The organism is Micromonospora tarapacensis (assembly GCF_019697375.1).
GTDB classification, from domain to species: domain Bacteria; phylum Actinomycetota; class Actinomycetes; order Mycobacteriales; family Micromonosporaceae; genus Micromonospora; species Micromonospora tarapacensis.
On the sequence record NZ_JAHCDI010000004.1, the window covers coordinates 3,180,370 to 3,196,292 of the forward strand.

Annotated in this window: 12 protein-coding genes and 1 pseudogene; 8 read left to right on the forward strand and 5 right to left on the reverse strand. The window is 68.9% G+C overall.

Translation table 11 applies throughout. The annotated features are described in order from the left end of the window. Positions 1-221 precede the first annotated feature (221 nt). The 3 genes from KIF24_RS20350 to KIF24_RS20360 all read right to left on the reverse strand — a co-directional run bounded on the left by KIF24_RS20350 (position 222) and on the right by KIF24_RS20360 (position 2,105). Positions 222-881, reverse strand: a complete 660-nt coding sequence (locus KIF24_RS20350; protein WP_221085406.1) for a 4'-phosphopantetheinyl transferase family protein — start codon at positions 879-881, stop codon at positions 222-224. Positions 882-1,077: 196 nt separating this feature from the next. Next, positions 1,078-1,281 carry a DUF5988 family protein gene (locus KIF24_RS20355; RefSeq protein ID WP_230415788.1) on the reverse strand — a complete coding sequence of 68 codons (204 nt, stop codon included), beginning with the start codon at positions 1,279-1,281 and terminating at the stop codon, positions 1,078-1,080. Positions 1,282-1,358: 77 nt separating this feature from the next. Beyond that, positions 1,359-2,105 carry a thioesterase II family protein gene (locus KIF24_RS20360; protein ID WP_221085408.1) on the reverse strand — a complete coding sequence of 249 codons (747 nt, stop codon included), beginning with the start codon at positions 2,103-2,105 and terminating at the stop codon, positions 1,359-1,361. A 398-nt stretch (positions 2,106-2,503) separates the two neighbouring features. Between KIF24_RS20360 and KIF24_RS35145 the strand changes: the two are divergent. Together KIF24_RS35145 and KIF24_RS20365 are read left to right on the forward strand one after the other, a co-directional pair. Continuing rightward, positions 2,504-2,971 (forward strand): annotated as a pseudogene (locus KIF24_RS35145) (ATP-binding protein); the annotation flags it as partial. 39 nt (positions 2,972-3,010) lie between these two features. After that, a complete protein-coding gene (locus tag KIF24_RS20365) occupies positions 3,011-5,281 on the forward strand; it encodes a helix-turn-helix transcriptional regulator (RefSeq protein ID WP_331461211.1) in 2,271 nt (756 codons plus the stop codon). Positions 5,282-5,291: 10 nt separating this feature from the next. Here KIF24_RS20365 and KIF24_RS20370 read toward each other — a convergent pair whose 3' ends face one another. Then, complete coding sequence (locus tag KIF24_RS20370) at positions 5,292-5,969, reverse strand: response regulator transcription factor (protein WP_221085410.1); 678 nt, start codon at positions 5,967-5,969, stop codon at positions 5,292-5,294. A 560-nt stretch (positions 5,970-6,529) separates the two neighbouring features. Between KIF24_RS20370 and dpgA the strand changes: the two genes are divergently transcribed. The 6 genes from dpgA to dpgD are packed head-to-tail and all read left to right on the forward strand — an operon-like array spanning position 6,530 to position 13,595. After that, positions 6,530-7,648 carry a 3,5-dihydroxyphenylacetyl-CoA synthase DpgA gene (dpgA, locus tag KIF24_RS20375; protein WP_331461212.1) on the forward strand — a complete coding sequence of 373 codons (1,119 nt, stop codon included), beginning with the start codon at positions 6,530-6,532 and terminating at the stop codon, positions 7,646-7,648. A 32-nt stretch (positions 7,649-7,680) separates the two neighbouring features. Further along, positions 7,681-8,352: an enoyl-CoA-hydratase DpgB gene (gene dpgB, locus KIF24_RS20380; RefSeq protein ID WP_221085412.1), complete on the forward strand. Its 672-nt coding sequence runs from the start codon at positions 7,681-7,683 to the stop codon at positions 8,350-8,352. Then, the gene (gene dpgC, locus KIF24_RS20385) at positions 8,349-9,665 is read left to right on the forward strand and encodes a (3,5-dihydroxyphenyl)acetyl-CoA 1,2-dioxygenase DpgC (protein ID WP_221085413.1); all 1,317 of its coding nucleotides are present in this window, start codon (positions 8,349-8,351) and stop codon (positions 9,663-9,665) included. Before dpgB ends, dpgC begins: the two co-directional genes overlap by 4 nt. Next, positions 9,662-11,359 carry a thiamine pyrophosphate-binding protein gene (locus KIF24_RS20390; protein ID WP_221085414.1) on the forward strand — a complete coding sequence of 566 codons (1,698 nt, stop codon included), beginning with the start codon at positions 9,662-9,664 and terminating at the stop codon, positions 11,357-11,359. The genes dpgC and KIF24_RS20390 overlap by 4 nt, the downstream gene beginning before the upstream one ends. Continuing rightward, positions 11,356-12,792 (forward strand): benzaldehyde dehydrogenase, encoded by a 1,437-nt coding sequence (locus KIF24_RS20395; RefSeq protein ID WP_221085415.1) that lies wholly within the window; start codon positions 11,356-11,358, stop codon positions 12,790-12,792. Before KIF24_RS20390 ends, KIF24_RS20395 begins: the two co-directional genes overlap by 4 nt. Before the next feature lie 11 nt (positions 12,793-12,803). After that, positions 12,804-13,595: an enoyl-CoA-hydratase DpgD gene (gene dpgD / locus KIF24_RS20400; RefSeq protein ID WP_221085416.1), complete on the forward strand. Its 792-nt coding sequence runs from the start codon at positions 12,804-12,806 to the stop codon at positions 13,593-13,595. An 8-nt stretch (positions 13,596-13,603) separates the two neighbouring features. Here the strand turns inward: dpgD and KIF24_RS34615 are convergent, their stop codons facing one another. Next, entirely contained in the window at positions 13,604-15,385 is a 1,782-nt protein-coding gene (locus KIF24_RS34615) for a sensor histidine kinase (protein ID WP_221085417.1), read from the reverse strand. Positions 15,386-15,923 lie beyond the last annotated feature (538 nt).

The window sequence follows — 15,923 nt, forward strand, 5'->3', positions numbered from 1 at the left end:
CTCCCTCCGCAGGGCAACTCCGAAGGGCCAAACCTTCATCTCCCACACAGCACCGCATCAAAAACCCGTCCTACACCGGCTCCTCCTTGCGTTCAGGACACACGAGATCAGCTCACTAAGCTGCGCTGCTGCCCCCGACGCGCCACCGCGATCGTCAAGGCCATCCTTGCTCTACATCACGGCCCGAACAGCCAAAACCCACGATGAAAAGCGCTCAATGCTTACCGCCAGGGCAGAACGACGGCGGTGACCAGGAGCCCGTCGGTTGCCGCCCACCGTCCAGGGAAGGTCGTCAGCCGGTTGTGGCCGTCAACGACGGGACCTTCGACCAGCAACTCAGCCGAGAACGTGCCGTCGAGCTCAAAACCGACGCGCGCTTTGTCGAATTCGAGCCCGCAGCGCGCGAGGGGGAACCATGCCTTGTAGACCGACTCCTTCGCACTGAACAGCAACCGATCCCAGCTGACGACCGGAAGCCGCCGCGTCAGATCCGGGAGACAACGACGCTCGACCTCCGACGACACCGCGTCGAGCACACCCGCCGGCAGGGTCCTGTTCGGCTCGGCGTCGATTCCGACCGTGACGATCGCCTCCGACCGGGCTGCCACGGCAGCCCGATATCCCGAGCAATGCGTGATGGAACCGACCGCTCCAAGCGGCCACCCGGGCGCCCCGCGCTGGAGCGGCGGGATCGCTACCGGGCGGAACCCGACGTCCTCCAGTGCGCGCCGCGCACACCAACGACCGGTGGTGAACTCCCGGCGCCGTTTCTCCACGGCGCCAGCCATCACCCCCTGCTCCTCGGGAAAGAGATCTCCGGTAACGGCGTCGTCGAAGCGTTCAGCCCATCCCACAGTTGTGGGTAACACGGCTTCGATCATGTCGCCTCGGCCTGAGGCCTAGGCGCCGGGTGCGGGAGACGGCGCGACGGCCGGCTCCGCCAACCGGGCGGACGACCCGGTTGTCGGAACGCGGGACGTGCGGGTCTTCGACCACGAAGCTGATTCCGGTACCCGTCGTCCACGGGCCGCTCGTACGGGGCGGTCGACCGTGAGCGGCACACTTCGGATTCCCCGGCTACTCCGCGACCTTCGTACGCATGGTCCAGCGGTACACCGGCATGGCGGCGTCCGTTCCGGCCTCGCGCTCGAAGTGTTCGTATCCATCGAGATGCCGAAGTTTGATCTTGCTGGCCATGTCGGCCCGGCTGATCCTCACCCTGGCCGGAGCGCCGGAGGGTCCGCCGACGAGTAGAGCGTCGACATGCGCTGAACCATCCATCGGATACACCTTCCTCATGTTGACTTTGCGCAATGCTGGTGCACCAGCGGCCGCCCTCGGCACCCGTATCCGGCCCCCTACTGCCCCAGCCGGCCCCGGACGAGAGTCGCCACCCCGTTGATCTCGTCTGCCAGGTAGAAGTGTCTGCCGGGGAAGGTGTGCAGATCGAAGGTGGCCGTTGTGTGCCCCGCCCAATCGCTGACCTCACCCACGGTGGCGCGGGGGTCCTCCTCGCCCACCAGTGCGCTGATCGGACAGCTCACCACGACACCGGGGGTGTAGCGGTAGCGCTCGATCGCCCGGTAGTCACCCCGGATCGCTGGCAGGATCATCTGGAGCAGCTCGCCGTCGTCCAGTAGAGCGCTGTCGGTGCCGCTGAGTGCGCGAAGCTCCGCGATGAGGGCCTGGTCGCCGCTGCGATGCAGGTCGTCATCCCTGTAGCGCGACGGCGCACGCCGGCCGGAGACGAACAATCGCCGCAGAATTGTCCCGGTGTCGCGTTCCAGGCGGGCCGCCACCTCGAACGCCAGCACCGCCCCCATGCTGTGGCCGAAGAAGGCCAGCGGCCGGTGGATACATCCGCCCAGCGCGTCGGCGACGGCGTCGGCGAGCGCGGGGAGATCGTCGATGCACGGCTCATGCCTACGGTCCTGCCGGCCCGGTAGTTGGATGCCGACGACATCGGCCACCCCCGCCGTAGCGCGCGCGAGCGGATGGTAGAAACTCGCCGCTCCGCCCGCGTGCGGAAAGCAGACCAGCGTCGTGTCCGCCGCGCTCTGCCCAAGACGAACAAGCCAGAGGGAATCGGCGTTCGAGTCAGTCACAGTCACCGACGGTACGAGCCACTACAGACCGTCAGACCCCCTGACCCGCCCCCTACGCACCCCTACCCTGTGGCCTACGTTTACCTCGACGGAACACCGGACGGATAGCCGTAGAACCACACCGCCAAGACCGTCCACTGTGCTGAGCTGGCGGCACCCTGCTCAGGCGGTCCGACAGGACCACAGAACCGGCATCCGACCCGTTGTCGAGGTCCGATTCACGAGCGGCGATGTCCGATCGACGTCGTTGCAATCGCGCCGTCCCCGGTGGCAGACTCCCCCCAATCGCATTCCTGAGATGAGTCCGTATGCACGGTGGTACTGGTTACGGGGACCAGTGGCACACCGCGGAATCGTCTTGTCTGCATCTTCCCGGGTTGGGAGGCCCGCGGTTTATGATGTTGGTCGAGCGGGATGACGACCTCACATCGTTGCAAGATCTACTTATCGAGGGCGGCGCCGGCCGGGGCGGCACCGCGATCATCGCGGGACCACCCGGCAGCGGAAAGACCGCGTTGGTACACGGCTTCGCCGAGCGCGCCGCAGCACACCGGTTCACCGTCCTCACCGCCACAGGCTCCAAGGCCGAGAGCAACCTTCCTCTCGGAGCACTGAGTCAACTGTTCCACAGTGCCCCTCCGGGACAATCTGACGCAGGACACATCGCGTCCCTCATCGCGGACATCGTCGACGACGGTCCGGAACTGAGAGTGCAGACCCTGCACCGGCTGTTCCTGGCCGTCAACGACCTGGCGCAGCGCAGTCCGGTCGCGCTCTGCATCGACGACCTGCAACACATCGATCGGGCGTCACTGCAATGGCTGCTGTACCTTGCCCGGCGCATCCGAGCTGCCCGGGTAGTCGTCGTGGGCGCGGAGTGCGACCTGCTGTGGCCGACCGATCCGGTGCTGCGCACGGAGCTGCTGAGCCAGCCTCACACCCGCCGGATCAGACTCAACCTACTCAGCCCGGACGGCGTGGCACGGGTGCTGGGTGGACCTGCACGTCCGGTGACCGGCCGGACGGCTAACCTCTACCACCATCTCACCGGTGGTAACCCCTTGCTGCTCCACGGTCTCGCTGCGGACCAACAGGATCCGCACGCGTTGCCGATGCAGGTCGCGAACGGTTTCACCCGTGCGGTCGAAAGCTGCCTGTACAACTTCGAGGCACCGGTGTTGCAGGTGGCCCGCAGCATCGCGGTGCTCGGTGAGCAGGTTTCCACGATGATGCTCAGCCAGCTCACCGGGCTACAGGTGCAGAGCGTCGCTCGGGCCGTCGATCTGCTAACCCGCACCGGTTTACTCGACGACAGCAGCCGGCTGCGACACGTGAGCGCGGTCGAAGCGGTGCTTGACGGCATGTCGTCCGAGGAGCGCTCCGACCTGCATCGGCGGACCGCTCGGCTGTTAAACCAGAGCGGCGTCGCCGCACCCGTCGTTGCCGCGCACCTAGTGGCCTCGGCGCCTCCGGAGGACACGTGGGCGGTGCCGGTGCTTCGCGAGGCCGCCGACCGCAGCGTGGACGACGGCATGTTCGCGCAGGCGCTGGAGTACCTCAACCTCGCCCACCGCATCACCCCGGACAAGAGTCAACGTGCTTCCATAAAGACTGCGCTGGCTCGCGTCGAGTGGCGAATCAGCCCGGCCAGTGCACTACTGCACTTGACCGACGTCATCCCCGTCGAAACAAACCACGTGCCCCCCCATGACGCGATCATGTTGCTGCGATACCTCGCCTGGTACGGCCGGACCGCCGAGGCCAGCCGAGTGCTGGACTGGCTCGATGACCACCGCACCAAGCTCAGCCAGAGGGCTGCCAGCGAGCTCTTCCTCAGCAAGATGATAATTGCCTGTCTTTACCCCAACTCGATCCAGGCGCTTCAGATCGGGAAGGTCGCCGAGGACGGCCCGCGCCGGCCGGACACACTGCCCGTCGACGCGAGCTTCGGCATCCGCGCCGGCGACGTTCTGATCGCGGCGCTGAGCGGAGATTCGGCCGATTCCGTGGTCGCCCACGCCGAGCAGATCCTTCAGCAGATCCATGTCGACGGCTCCAGCGCCGCTGCGATGAGCGGGGCAGTGGCCGCGTTGCTGTACACCGAAGGTGTCGACCGGGCCGTGCCATGGTCGACGTCGCTGGCCGCACACCCGTCCGGCGACCGGTCACCGACGTGGCGCGCCCTGTGCACCGCGCTGCGTGCGGAGATCTCGCTGCGTACCGGCGATCTGCCTGCCGCTGAACGCCTCGCCGCCGGGGCGCTGCGGGAGCTGCCGCAGCATGACTGGGGCCTGGCGATCGGCGTGCCGTTGTCCTGCCTCCTGTCGGCGAAGACCTCGATGGGCAAGTACCGCGAGTGCGAACGGTATCTGCGCATCCCGTTGCCACGGCAAATCTTCGACACCCTCTTCGGGTTGCACTTCCTCGAGGCGCGGGGCCGTTACCATCTAGCCGCCGGTCGTGCGCACGCCGCGCTGAGCGACTTCCTGACCTGCGGGAACCTGATGCGCGGCTGGAACGTCGATCGCCCTGGCGTCGTGGCGTGGCGGCTGCGCGCAGCGGACGCCTACCTGCACATGCGGCGTACCTCGGAGGCGCGCACGCTGGTGGAGGAGCAGCTCGGCCTGCTGGCGGCGAACGAGACCCGGACCCGCGGCCACGCACTCACTCTGCTCGCCGCGACCACCGACCTACGCGGGCGACCGGCGCGGCTGCGAGAGGCAGTGGAACTGCTGCGGGCACGAGGCGACCGGCTCGGCACCGCACACGCGCTCGCCGCACTCAGCCGCGCCTATCACGCCCTCGGCGACTCGGCGAAGGCTCGCAACACAGTGCGCCGGGCCCAGCAACTGGCGAAGGAGTGCGGCGCCATCCCGCTCAGTGGAGAGCTGCTGCCCGAACTCTCGCACAGTTACGTGGGCGCCGAGCGTGCTACCACGATCTGCGGGGAACGGGTGGCCACGCTCAGCGATGCCGAGCGACGCGTCGCCTCCCTCGCTGCTTACGGGCACACCAACCGGGAGATCTCGAGCAAGCTCTTCATCACCGTCAGCACCGTGGAGCAGCACCTGACCCGGATCTATCGCAAGCTCAACGTCAACAGCCGCGCGGAACTCTCAGACGGGCTGATGAGCGCGAACGATGTGCTGTGCGACGAGAGCACGATGGGCGCGTAGCCGGATGGGGTCATTGGCGCAGCAGCGTCAACACCGCGAGCACCCGGCGGTTGTCGTCCTCCGCCGCCGACAGGCCGAGACGATTGAAGATGCTCCGCACGTGGGCCTCGACGGTCTTCTGGCTCAGCCGCAGGCGGCGACCGATCGCGACGTTCGACCGCCCCTCGGCCATCAGGCCCAGCACTTGGCGTTCCCGAGGGGTCAGCTGGGCCAGTCGGTCGACCTCGGCACGACGGCGACCGACCAGCCGGGCCACCACGGACGGGTCGAGGACCACGCGACCCCGCCCCACCCGGCGCACCGAGTCGGCGAACTCCTCCAGGTCGGCGACCCGGTCCTTGAGCATGTATCCGGCACCACCGCCACCCGCGGCCGACCTGCTCCCACCCGGCCCCACCGAGTCGATGACCCGCATGGCGAAGGCGGTATCAATGTGGTGGGACAGGATCAGCACACCGACATCGGGATGCGAAACCCGTAGCGCCCGCGCCGCCTCCAGCCCTTCGTCGGTGTAGGTGGGCGGCATCCGGATGTCGACGACCGCGACGTCGGGCGGATCGACGCGCACCATGGCGAGCAACTCGTCGGCGTTGCCGGCCAGGCCGACCAACTCCAGCCCGCTCTCGCCCAGCAGCCGGGCCAGACCCTCCCGGAACAGCAGCGAGTCGTCCGCCAGCATCACACGCATGTCACCCGCATTCTACGATAGGAGACCACGCTCACTCACCCGGCGCGACAGCCGGCCCACCACCACACCCACCCACACTCAACATCGACCTACAACGATGAAACCAGGCGGGTCGCGCGAACCCGTCAGCCCCACGAATGATCGAGGTTAGAGGTTAACCCTATCTGTCACCGCTGGATCACCCTGATGACGGTTCGAAGCTGCGGCAGTACGTTCACAGCGCGAACACCGCCGACAGACCCGACGCGTGTTCCCTGTTACGTCGTGCGGTCGACGGTCGGTCCCCGTCCACCTCGGCCGCACGACCCACAACTCCTGCACGACTTTGATCCCAGCCACCGTAAGGAAGGCACACCCGCGGTCCGGCCAGTATTCGCAGCGGCCAGGTGTAACCGACCCCTGAACGGCGCTGACGTAACCCCTGAACCGCCCCTATCCACTCCTATTTGTCGCCGACTCGTGACACCAGTTTCCGAGATGTGTGGTGCGCGCTAATCCCGTACCGTGGGTACGGCAATGATCAGATCGGTTAATTCCCGTGTCTCGGATTGGATCGCGCTGTGACAGTTCATCTGCAACCGGCGACTGCCGCCCCGCACGGAACAGCGACCATTTCGGAATTCGATCGAAGGAGTCCCCGAATCCTAGGATTCGGCACCGCGGTTCCCTCCACGTCGTACACCCAGACCCAACTCCTACACCTGTTCGGCATCGCCGACCCGCGCGTGCGATCCGTCTTCGCCAACAGCGCGATCGACCGGCGTTTCCTCACCCTGCCACCGGCGGGTCCCGACGGCGCCCGGCAGCTGGAGACGCAGGGACAACTCCTGCACAAGCACCGCGAACAGACCGTCGACATGGGTGCCCGAGCGTTGGAAAGCTGCCTGAAGCACATCAACGCCCAGCTCACCGACGTACGGTACCTGTGCTGCGTGACCTCAACCGGCTTTCTCACCCCGGGGGTCAGTGCCCTGCTGATCCGGGAACTGGGCCTGGAGGCCGACTGTGCCCGGCTCGACGTAGTGGGCATGGGCTGCAACGCGGGACTCAACGGACTCACCGCAACCGCGGCGTGGGCGGCTGCGAAACCCGGCGAGCTTGCGATCCTGCTGTGCGTCGAGGCATGCTCGGCGGCCTATGTGATGGACGGCACCATGCGCACGTCGGTGGTGAACAGCCTCTTCGGCGACGGGGCCGCTGCCATCGCCGTGCGATCCGACGACAGTGGCGAGCGCAGCGGACCCCAATTGTTGCGCTTCACCAGCCTCATAATTCCCGAGGCGGTCGGTGCGATGCGCTACGACTGGGACGATACCGCCGGGAAGTTCAGTTTCTACCTCGACCGCGACATTCCGTATGTCGTCGGCGCGCACGCCGAACGGGCGATCGACGCTCTTCTGGCCGGCACCGGGGTGCGGCGCGGCGACATCGCCCACTGGGTCATTCACCCGGGCGGTAAGAAGGTCATCGACTCGGTGATGGTGAACCTGGGTCTGACCCGGCACGACGTTCGACACACCGCTGGTGTCCTGCGCGAGTACGGCAACGTTTCCAGCGCCTCGTTCCTGTTCGCGTACGCGCGGCTGGCCGAAGAGGAGATCATCGCGCCGGGCGAGTACGGCGTCCTGATGACAATGGGGCCCGGTACCACCATCGAGACCGCCCTGGTGCGCTGGTGATGGCGGCCACTGGGGGAATCGGGGCAACCGTCGTGGAAGGTTCCGCCGACACGTACGTGTCGATCTCGGCCGCATCGCTGCCCGCGCTTGTGCACGAGCTGGCCGCGGGCTGCGACCGGGCGGACGCCGCCGGGCCGGACTCCGTGCTGCTGGTGCACCTCCACGGCGGCGCCACGGGCGACGGGACGGGCTGGCCCGGCGACGTCGGCATCCACGAGGTCACCCGTTGGGAACGCACACTGCGACGCCTGGAACGGCTGGCGGGACCGAGTGTCGCAGTGGCCGAGGGCGACTGCGTCGGGCCGGCGATGGAGGTGCTGCTGTCCACCGACTACCGCATCGCCACGGGGGACCTGCGACTACGCCCGTCGGCGCCGAGAGGCACACCGTGGCCGGGCATGGCGATACACCGCTTGGTGCACCAGATCGGGGTGGCCCGCGCTCGGCGCCTGGTGCTGTTCGGCGAGGAGATCGACGCCGCCACGGCCGCGGAACTCGGGCTGGTCGACGACATTACCGACGACATCGCGCAGAGCGTCCGCACCGTGGCCGATGCACTACGCACCCGCGGTGGTACCGATCTGCCGATACGGCGCCGGCTGCTGCTGGACGCGGCGGCCACGACCTTCGAGGACGCGCTCGGGGCTCACCTTGCCGCCTGTGACCGACACCTGCGTACCGCACGGACCGAGGTCATGCCATGAGCAGCGTCCTGACGGACGTACCTGCGTTCACCGGGGAGCTTGCCCGTGACAGCCGGCTGTTGGCCGAACACGCCGAGGCCGGCGAGGCGGCCCTGCGGAGGCTGCCACCAACGCCCGCACGCGACGCTGCGCAGGCACATACCGCAGCCGATGTCCACCGGCACTGCCGCTCGGCGCGCCGCCGATTCCTGGAGATGCACGTGGCCGCGGTCTACGACGCGGTCACCGGCGACGACGAAGATCACCGGCCACTGACCGTCCTGGCACTGGAGGTCGCGGACCGCTTCCCCGGCCTGGTACCGGATGCCACCCGGCTGGCCGAGGAACGTGGGCGGCGGCAGGCTGACAAGGAGGGCCGCGAGATCGACCAGGGCCTCCTGTTCCAGGCGTTGCTGGCGCACGACCGGACGGGCACGCACCTCATGCGTACGCTCCTGCGGCCGACCGCCGCCGCGCGGAGACTGCTCGACGACCTCCAGCGCACGGCACGCACCGTCCTGCCCACGGTGACGCTGGAGCGCCGCGACGGAGTGGCTCACCTGACCGTCCATAACCTCGATTGCCTCAATGCCGAGGACGATCAGCTCGCCGAGGACATGGAGACCGCCATCGACCTGGCGTTGCTCGATCCGACCGTCCGGGTGGGCGTGCTTCGCGGCGCGCCGATGACCCATCCGGCCTATCATGGCCGCCGGGTGTTCAGTGCCGGGCTCAACCTGCGGCACCTGCAAGCCGGGCGGATCTCCTTCGCAGGTTTCCTGATGCGCCGTGAGCTCGGCTACGTCAACAAGCTCATCCGCGGCCTGCACACCGGCGACGCCACGCCGCGGGAGATCCCCTGGATCGCCGCGGTCGACACATTCGCCATCGGCGGTGGCACCCAGTTGCTGCTGGCGGTGGATTGGGTCGTGATCGCGGCGGATGCCTACCTCAGCCTGCCCGCCGCTCAGGAGGGCATCGTGCCCGGAGTGGCGGGTCTGCGGCTGGGCCGCAGGGTCGGCGGTGGAGTGGCCCGACAGATCCTGCTCACCGGCCGCAAGTTGTGGGCCGGCGAGCCTGACTGCGCGCTGCTGTGCGACGAGGTGGCGGACCCACGCGACATGGACCGCGCGGTTGCCGCTGCGGCCGACCGCCTCGACAATCCCGCCGTCGTCGCCAACCGCGCGATGCTCAACCTCGCCGAGGAGCCCCCGGACGTGTTCCGCCGCTTCGTCGCCGAGTTCGCGTGGCGCCAGGTTCTGCGCCTGTACAGCGCGGACGTACTCGCCAAGGCCGACGGGGCGTGGTCACGATCGGCAAGGACGGCGGCGTGAGCGCGGAGATGAGCCTGTCGCCGATCAACGCGCTGCTGCACGTGCTCAGCGACGAGGGCGTCGACCGGGTGTTCGGCAACCCCGGCACGACCGAACTGCCGATCATCCACGCGCTCCGAGGTACCGCCGACATCCACTACGTGCTGGCGTTGCAGGAGGCGTCCGCGGTCGCGATGGCCGACGGGTACGCACGCGCCACCCAGCGCCCCGCGTTCGTCAACCTGCACGTCGCGGCCGGGCTGGCCAACGGCATGGTCGGCTTGCTCAACGCCAGCCGGTCCCGTACCCCGCTCGTGGTGACCGCCGGCCAGCAGGACCGACGCCACCTGGCTCAGGATCCGATGCTCTCCGGCGACCTGGTGGCGATGGCCCGACCGGTCGTCAAGCACGCCTTCGACGTCCAGCACGCGGCGGACCTGCCGCTCCTGCTGCGCCGGGCCTTCGCCACCGCGGTCCGTCCACCGGCCGGACCGGTGTTCCTCTCGTTGCCGATGGATCTGCTCGCCGAGACCGAGCCCGTGCAGGTGCCGAAGCGATCTCTCATGGCACCGGCTGCTGCGGCGGGCAGCCTGAACGAGGCGGCCCGCCTGCTGGCCGCGGCCCGTGCGCCGGCGGTCGTGGCCGGTGACGGGGTGGGCCGGGACGACGCCGTGGCCGACCTCGTCGCCGTGGCCGAGGCACTCGGTGCGGTCACCTACCACCAGCCCATGTACGACGGGATCAACTTCCCGGGAACACATCCGCTGTACGCCGGTATGCTCCCGGCGCGCCACGCCGACATCCGGCGGCTGCTGGCAGACCACGACGTCGTGCTGATCGTGGGCTGTCGCGCCTTCACCCCGCACCACTACACGCCTGGCCCACCGATCCCAACCGGAACCGTCGTCGTGCAACTCGACAGCGACCCGGCCGAGCCCGGCCGAAACTTCCCTGTTGCGCTCGGGTTGGTCGGCGGCATCCGGCGCAGCCTCCGCGAACTCGCCCAGCACGTGAACGCACAGCGACCCGGGTGCGATCCGCCGGACACCACCGCCGTGCGCAGCCGCATCGCCGAGGCGCGAGCCACCACCGACCGCCGAGCCCGTGACAGCTACGGCAAGGCGCCACTGGATCCACTGGCCGCCGCGCACGCGCTGGCCAACGGACTGCCTGCCGAAACCGTGGTGGTGGAGGAGGCGATCACCACCGGGCTGCGGCTGCGCAGCGTCCTCCGCCAGGATCGACCTCGTTCCTACGTGCACACGGTCGGCGGTGGCCTCGGAAGTGGAATCGGCATGGCGATCGGCAGCCGGCTGGGTGACCCGACCCGACCGGTCGTCGCGGTACTCGGCGACGGCTGCGCGATGTTCGGGCTTCAGGGTCTGTGGAGCGCGGCCCGCTACGGCGTGCCGGTCACGTTCGTGGTGATGAACAACGGTGAGTACCGAACGTTGAAGGAGACCCACGACGCCATGTACGGGCCGGCACCGGATCGCATCCCCTATGTCGGACTGGACATCGGCCCACCGGCGCTGGACTTTCGCCGGGCGGCGGACTTCTTCGGCATCGACACACTCCGCGCCCACAGCACCGATGAACTCGCCGCCGTAGTCGCCGAGGCTGACGAGCGCGACCGTCCCCTACTGGTGGACGTCCCCTTACGCGCCCATGGTGAGGACGTTCCCGACCCCGCCGCAGAAGGAGCCGACCGATGAACGGGACAGACCTCGCCGCGCGCGCCCGCCGCACGATGGCCGGCGGCACCGTCGATGTGGTGGAACCGGCCACCGGCGCCGTACTGACCACTGTCGGATTGGCCGACGAGACGGACGTCGACCGGGCGGTCAGGACGGCACAGGAGGCCCAGCCGGCCTGGTCGGCCACCCCGCCGAACAAGCGGGCCGCGGTGCTGCGCCGCGCCGCCCGCCTGTTGGAGCGGGACCGGGCGGAGATCGCCGAGTGGCTCGTACGCGAGGGCGGCGCCGTCCGCGGCAAGGCCGCGGTTGAGATCGACTCGGTCCTTGACGAGCTGTGGGTGGCCGCAGCGCTACCGACGCAACCGCACGGGCAGCTCATGCCGTCGGAGGACGACCGGCAGAGCATCGCCCGACGGGTGCCCCTCGGCGTCGTCGGTGTCATCGCGCCGTGGAACTTTCCGCTCCTACTGGCCACTCGCGCGGTCGCTCCCGCACTCGCCCTCGGAAATGCGGTAGTGCTGAAACCCGACCAGCAGACGCCGATCAGTGGCGGGTTCGCGCTGGCACACCTGTTCGCCGAGGCGGGCCTCCCCGAAGGTCTCCTGCACGTACTGCCCGGCGACGCCGGCCCCGGCGCGGCCCTGGTTGCGCACCCCGACGTCCCCATGATCGCATTCACCGGGTCGACGGCGGTTGGTCGGCTCGTCGGCGAGACCGCCGGGCGACTACTGAAACGTGCCTCTCTCGAGCTTGGAGGAAACAACGCGTTCGTGGTGCTTGCCGATGCGGATCTCGACCTGGCCGCCTCCGCCGGCGCCTGGGGCTCTTTCAACCACCAGGGCCAGATCTGCATGGCTGCCGGCCGCCACGTCGTGGTGGCTGATGTCGTGGAGGGGTACACCGAACGACTCGCCCGTCGCGCGGACAAGCTCGCCGTCGGCGACCCGTGGCGGTTGGATCCGGATCTCGGACCGATCGTGAACCACGCCCAGTTGAACCGGGTGGCCGAGATAGTCGCGGAGTCCGTACGGCAGGGGGCGCGGATCCGTGCCGGCGGAACGCACGACGGTCTGTTCTACCGGCCGACCGTGCTGGACAACGTCACCCCGGACATGCCCGTCTTCACCGAGGAGATCTTCGGACCGGTCGCACCGGTGATCGTGGCCGACGACGAGGACGACGCGGTACGGCTCGCCAACGCCACTCCCTACGGGCTCGTCGCGGCGGTGCAGACCCGCGGCCCGGCACGCGGTCTGGCCGTAGCAGGCCGGCTGAAGACCGGGATTGTACACGTCAACGACCAGACTGTCGCAGACAATGCGTTCGTTCCCTTCGGCGGTCGCGGCGCGTCGGGAAACGGCACCCGCTACGGCGCCGGGCACAGTTGGGACGAGTTCACCCAGTGGCAGTGGTTGACTGTATGCGAGACCACCCGGCCCGGGCCGTTCTGACGGACACGCCGATGGAACGCATCAGGTACGACAAGCGAGACCACGTCGCCTACGTGACGATCAACCGCCCGGCCGTGCTCAACGCGCTGGACCTGCTCGCTCACGAGGAGCTGGGACAGGTCTGGGACGACGTCGAAGGCGACGACGACGTCTGGGTAGTGGTGCTGACCGGTAGCGGTGACCGCGCGTTCTGCGTAGGTCAGGACCTGAAGGAGTTGGCGGAACGCACGGGTCGTGGCGCGCCACCGAAGTCGTTCGGCAGTGAAGGGCTTGCCGGCCATCCGCGGCTGACCGAGCGCTTCACGTTCAGCAAGCCGGTTGTCGCGCGGGTCAACGGCTACGCGCTCGGCGGCGGCTTCGAACTCGCCCTCGCCTGCGACATCGTCGTGGCCGCCGCACATGCCACGTTCGGGCTTCCGGAGGTACGGCTCGGGCAGATCGCCGGCGCCGGCGGCGTGTTCCGGCTTACCCGGCAGGCACCGTTCAAGGTGGCGATGGGTCATCTGCTGACCGGTCGGGAGCTGTCCGCCGCCCGCGCCTACGAACTCGGGCTCGTCAACGAGGTCGTTCCGGCCGAGCGGCTGGACGCTTGCGTCGACGGGTGGGTCGCCGACCTGCTGCGCTGCGCCCCCTTGTCGGTACGAGCGACGAAGCAGGCCGCCAGTGCCTCTGCTCATCTGTCCCTGAACGAGGCGTTCGCAGCCCGCTACCCGTGGGAGGAGCGGCGGCTGCGTAGCGTCGACACCGTTGAGGGCCCACGCGCGTTCACGGAGAAGCGACCACCCCGCTGGACCGGTGAGTAGGCGCGGCTTCAGTCGGCCGGGAGGCGCGCCTGGACCCGGGTACCTTCGCCGAACCTGCTGTACACGCTGAACCGGCCGCCGACCGCCTCCACCCGGTCGGACAGTCCGCGTAACCCCGAGCCCTCGGGGTCAGCGCCGCCCACGCCGTCATCGTCGACGGTCAGCAGTACCTCGCCGTCGCTCGTCTCCACCCGCACCTGGATCTGCTGGGCCTGGGCATGCTTGGCCGCGTTGGTGATGGCCTCGCACGCCACGTAGTACAGGGTCTCTTCGATCGGCTGAGGCAGTCGGCGGTCCGACATGCTGACCACCTTCACCGGTACCGGCGCGGTCTCGCTCAGCGACTCGAGCGCGGCGGCCAGCCCGGCGCTGGTGAGCACGGCCGGGTGGATGCCGCGAGCGATGTCGCGCAGCTCGTCCAGCGCCCGCGTGACCTCGGTGACGGCCTCCCTCACGGTGCTGCCCACGACAGTGGCGGGCTCACCCCTGGCCAACTGCGTCTGAGCCAGCGCCAGCACCGTCACGAGGTTCACCAGCCGCTGCTGGGCGCCGTCGTGCAGGTCGCGCTCGATCTGTCGACGACCGGCGGCAGCCGCTTCCACGATCCGCGCCCGGGACCGCACCACTTCGCGCAGCTGCGTCTGGAGGTCGGCATGCAGCCGTTCGTTCTCGATCGACAGCCGGGCGGTGGCCAGCGCGGCCCGCACGAGCGCCGGCTCCGCGCGGAGCCACGGGTCATGCACGACAACTGCGATCGGGCCGTCCTCGGACTCGAGTACGGTCGCCCGCCCACTGTCGCTCCAACCCATCGGTGACACGTCTCGCCCGTCGACATCTACGTAGGCCTGCCGGTCGGGCAGCCAGTAGTACAGCCGCAGACCGGGCTCGCGCAGCGCTGTGGTGAGAGCCCGCTGCACCCCGCCGGTCGTGACCGGGCCGGCGAGGGCAACCGCAAGATCAGCGATCGCGGCTCGGTCCCAACGTGTCCGTGCCATCCCGAACAGCAGGCCCAGCGGCCAACAGCCCAGCCCGACGATCACGATGGACACGGCGACCGTCCCGCGCCGATCCCCGCCGGAGCGGTCGACAAGGGCGTCCAGGTTCGCCACACCGAACATGATCGGCGCGAAGACTGCCCCGACGAACGCCGGCGCGACCGCCCGTCGGCGCCACGGCGGGCCCTGGCGCCACTGCACGATGACGGTGGCGACGATGAGGGCGATGACGGGCACCGTCAAGGCGGTGAGCAAGGAGTGCGCCAGCGATCGGCCCGGGAAGTCCGCAGTGACCAGCAGGAGGCTCGGCGGGCAGTCGCATCCGGCGTCGGCAGGGCTGACCAGCATCTCCGTACCGACGATGACGACGGGCACGGCGACGGTCGAGACCGTCGCCGTCAGCCGCTGCAGTCGCCCGGTGACCGATCCGTCGGGAAAGCTCACCAACAGTCGCACGTACGTCAACAGGAAGAGCGCCGGTGCCAGGTTGCCCAGTGTGTAGATCAGCGGCTGATCGATGCCGCTGAGTCCCAGCAGCGGCCAGGAGAGCCCGCATCCGACGGCGAGCCTTCCGATCGGATTGCCGGGGTCGCGAGTGGCCACGGCGAGCCCGGCGGCGACGAAGGCCCAGCCCGTGGTCAGCAGCGCGAGGACCGCCACCAACCGCGACAGGTGGGTTCCTGCGGCGTTACTCCAGACCGGTTCCCGGACCAGCCGGTCGCTGGCCAGCGCCCAGGCGTAGAAAGCCGTCTCGACGCCCGCCGCGGCGAGCACGACCTGTCGAACACGGCTCACCCGTCGTACCTCCGCAGCTCCGCACCGTCATCACCACATGGTCGCAGGTGTAATGGTCACACCGAAGCTCTCCCCGTTGAGCCGGCGCGGGTCGCTGATCTGCCGGGCACCGGTCGGCGAGATCGGCCGTCGCCGAGCGAGATCGCGGCACCAGCAGGGTTAACCCTAGGTCCGAACGGGGGTTCGCCCTGGAGACACCGACCGCGCGGGACCCTAAGGTCCAGTTGTGGAGTGTGATGCAGCATGACCAGAGAGGGCCATGTCTACCGTCGGCCTTTCCGACACGCCGTCGCCAGCTGATCGAAGACGGCGCTCGGCTTCGGCACGCTGGGCCAGACGTCTCCGCAGAGCCGACCCGTTCGGCAGTACCGGCCCCGCCCTGACCCCGCACCCGCGGGCGCTTTCGGCCTGTGGCTACCACCCGCCGTGACATCCTCCCGGCCGCCCACCCTCGGGCGGTCGGTGACCGTGCCTGAGCCGATCTCCATGGTTCGCCAGTCGGGCGGGAACGGGCGAAAGCGCTCGCACAACAGCTGTC

Bases quoted from the DNA above. Each gene is read 5' to 3' on its own strand.
- KIF24_RS20350 (WP_221085406.1), bottom strand. From the start codon at position 881: ATGATCGAAGCCGTGTTACCCACAACTGTGGGATGGGCTGAACGCTTC.
- KIF24_RS20370 (WP_221085410.1), bottom strand. From the start codon at position 5,969: ATGCGTGTGATGCTGGCGGACGACTCGCTGCTGTTCCGGGAGGGTCTG.
- KIF24_RS20395 (WP_221085415.1), top strand. From the start codon at position 11,356: ATGAACGGGACAGACCTCGCCGCGCGCGCCCGCCGCACGATGGCCGGC.
- dpgC (WP_221085413.1), top strand. From the start codon at position 8,349: ATGAGCAGCGTCCTGACGGACGTACCTGCGTTCACCGGGGAGCTTGCC.
- dpgD (WP_221085416.1), top strand. From the start codon at position 12,804: ATGGAACGCATCAGGTACGACAAGCGAGACCACGTCGCCTACGTGACG.
- KIF24_RS20355 (WP_230415788.1), bottom strand. From the start codon at position 1,281: ATGGATGGTTCAGCGCATGTCGACGCTCTACTCGTCGGCGGACCCTCC.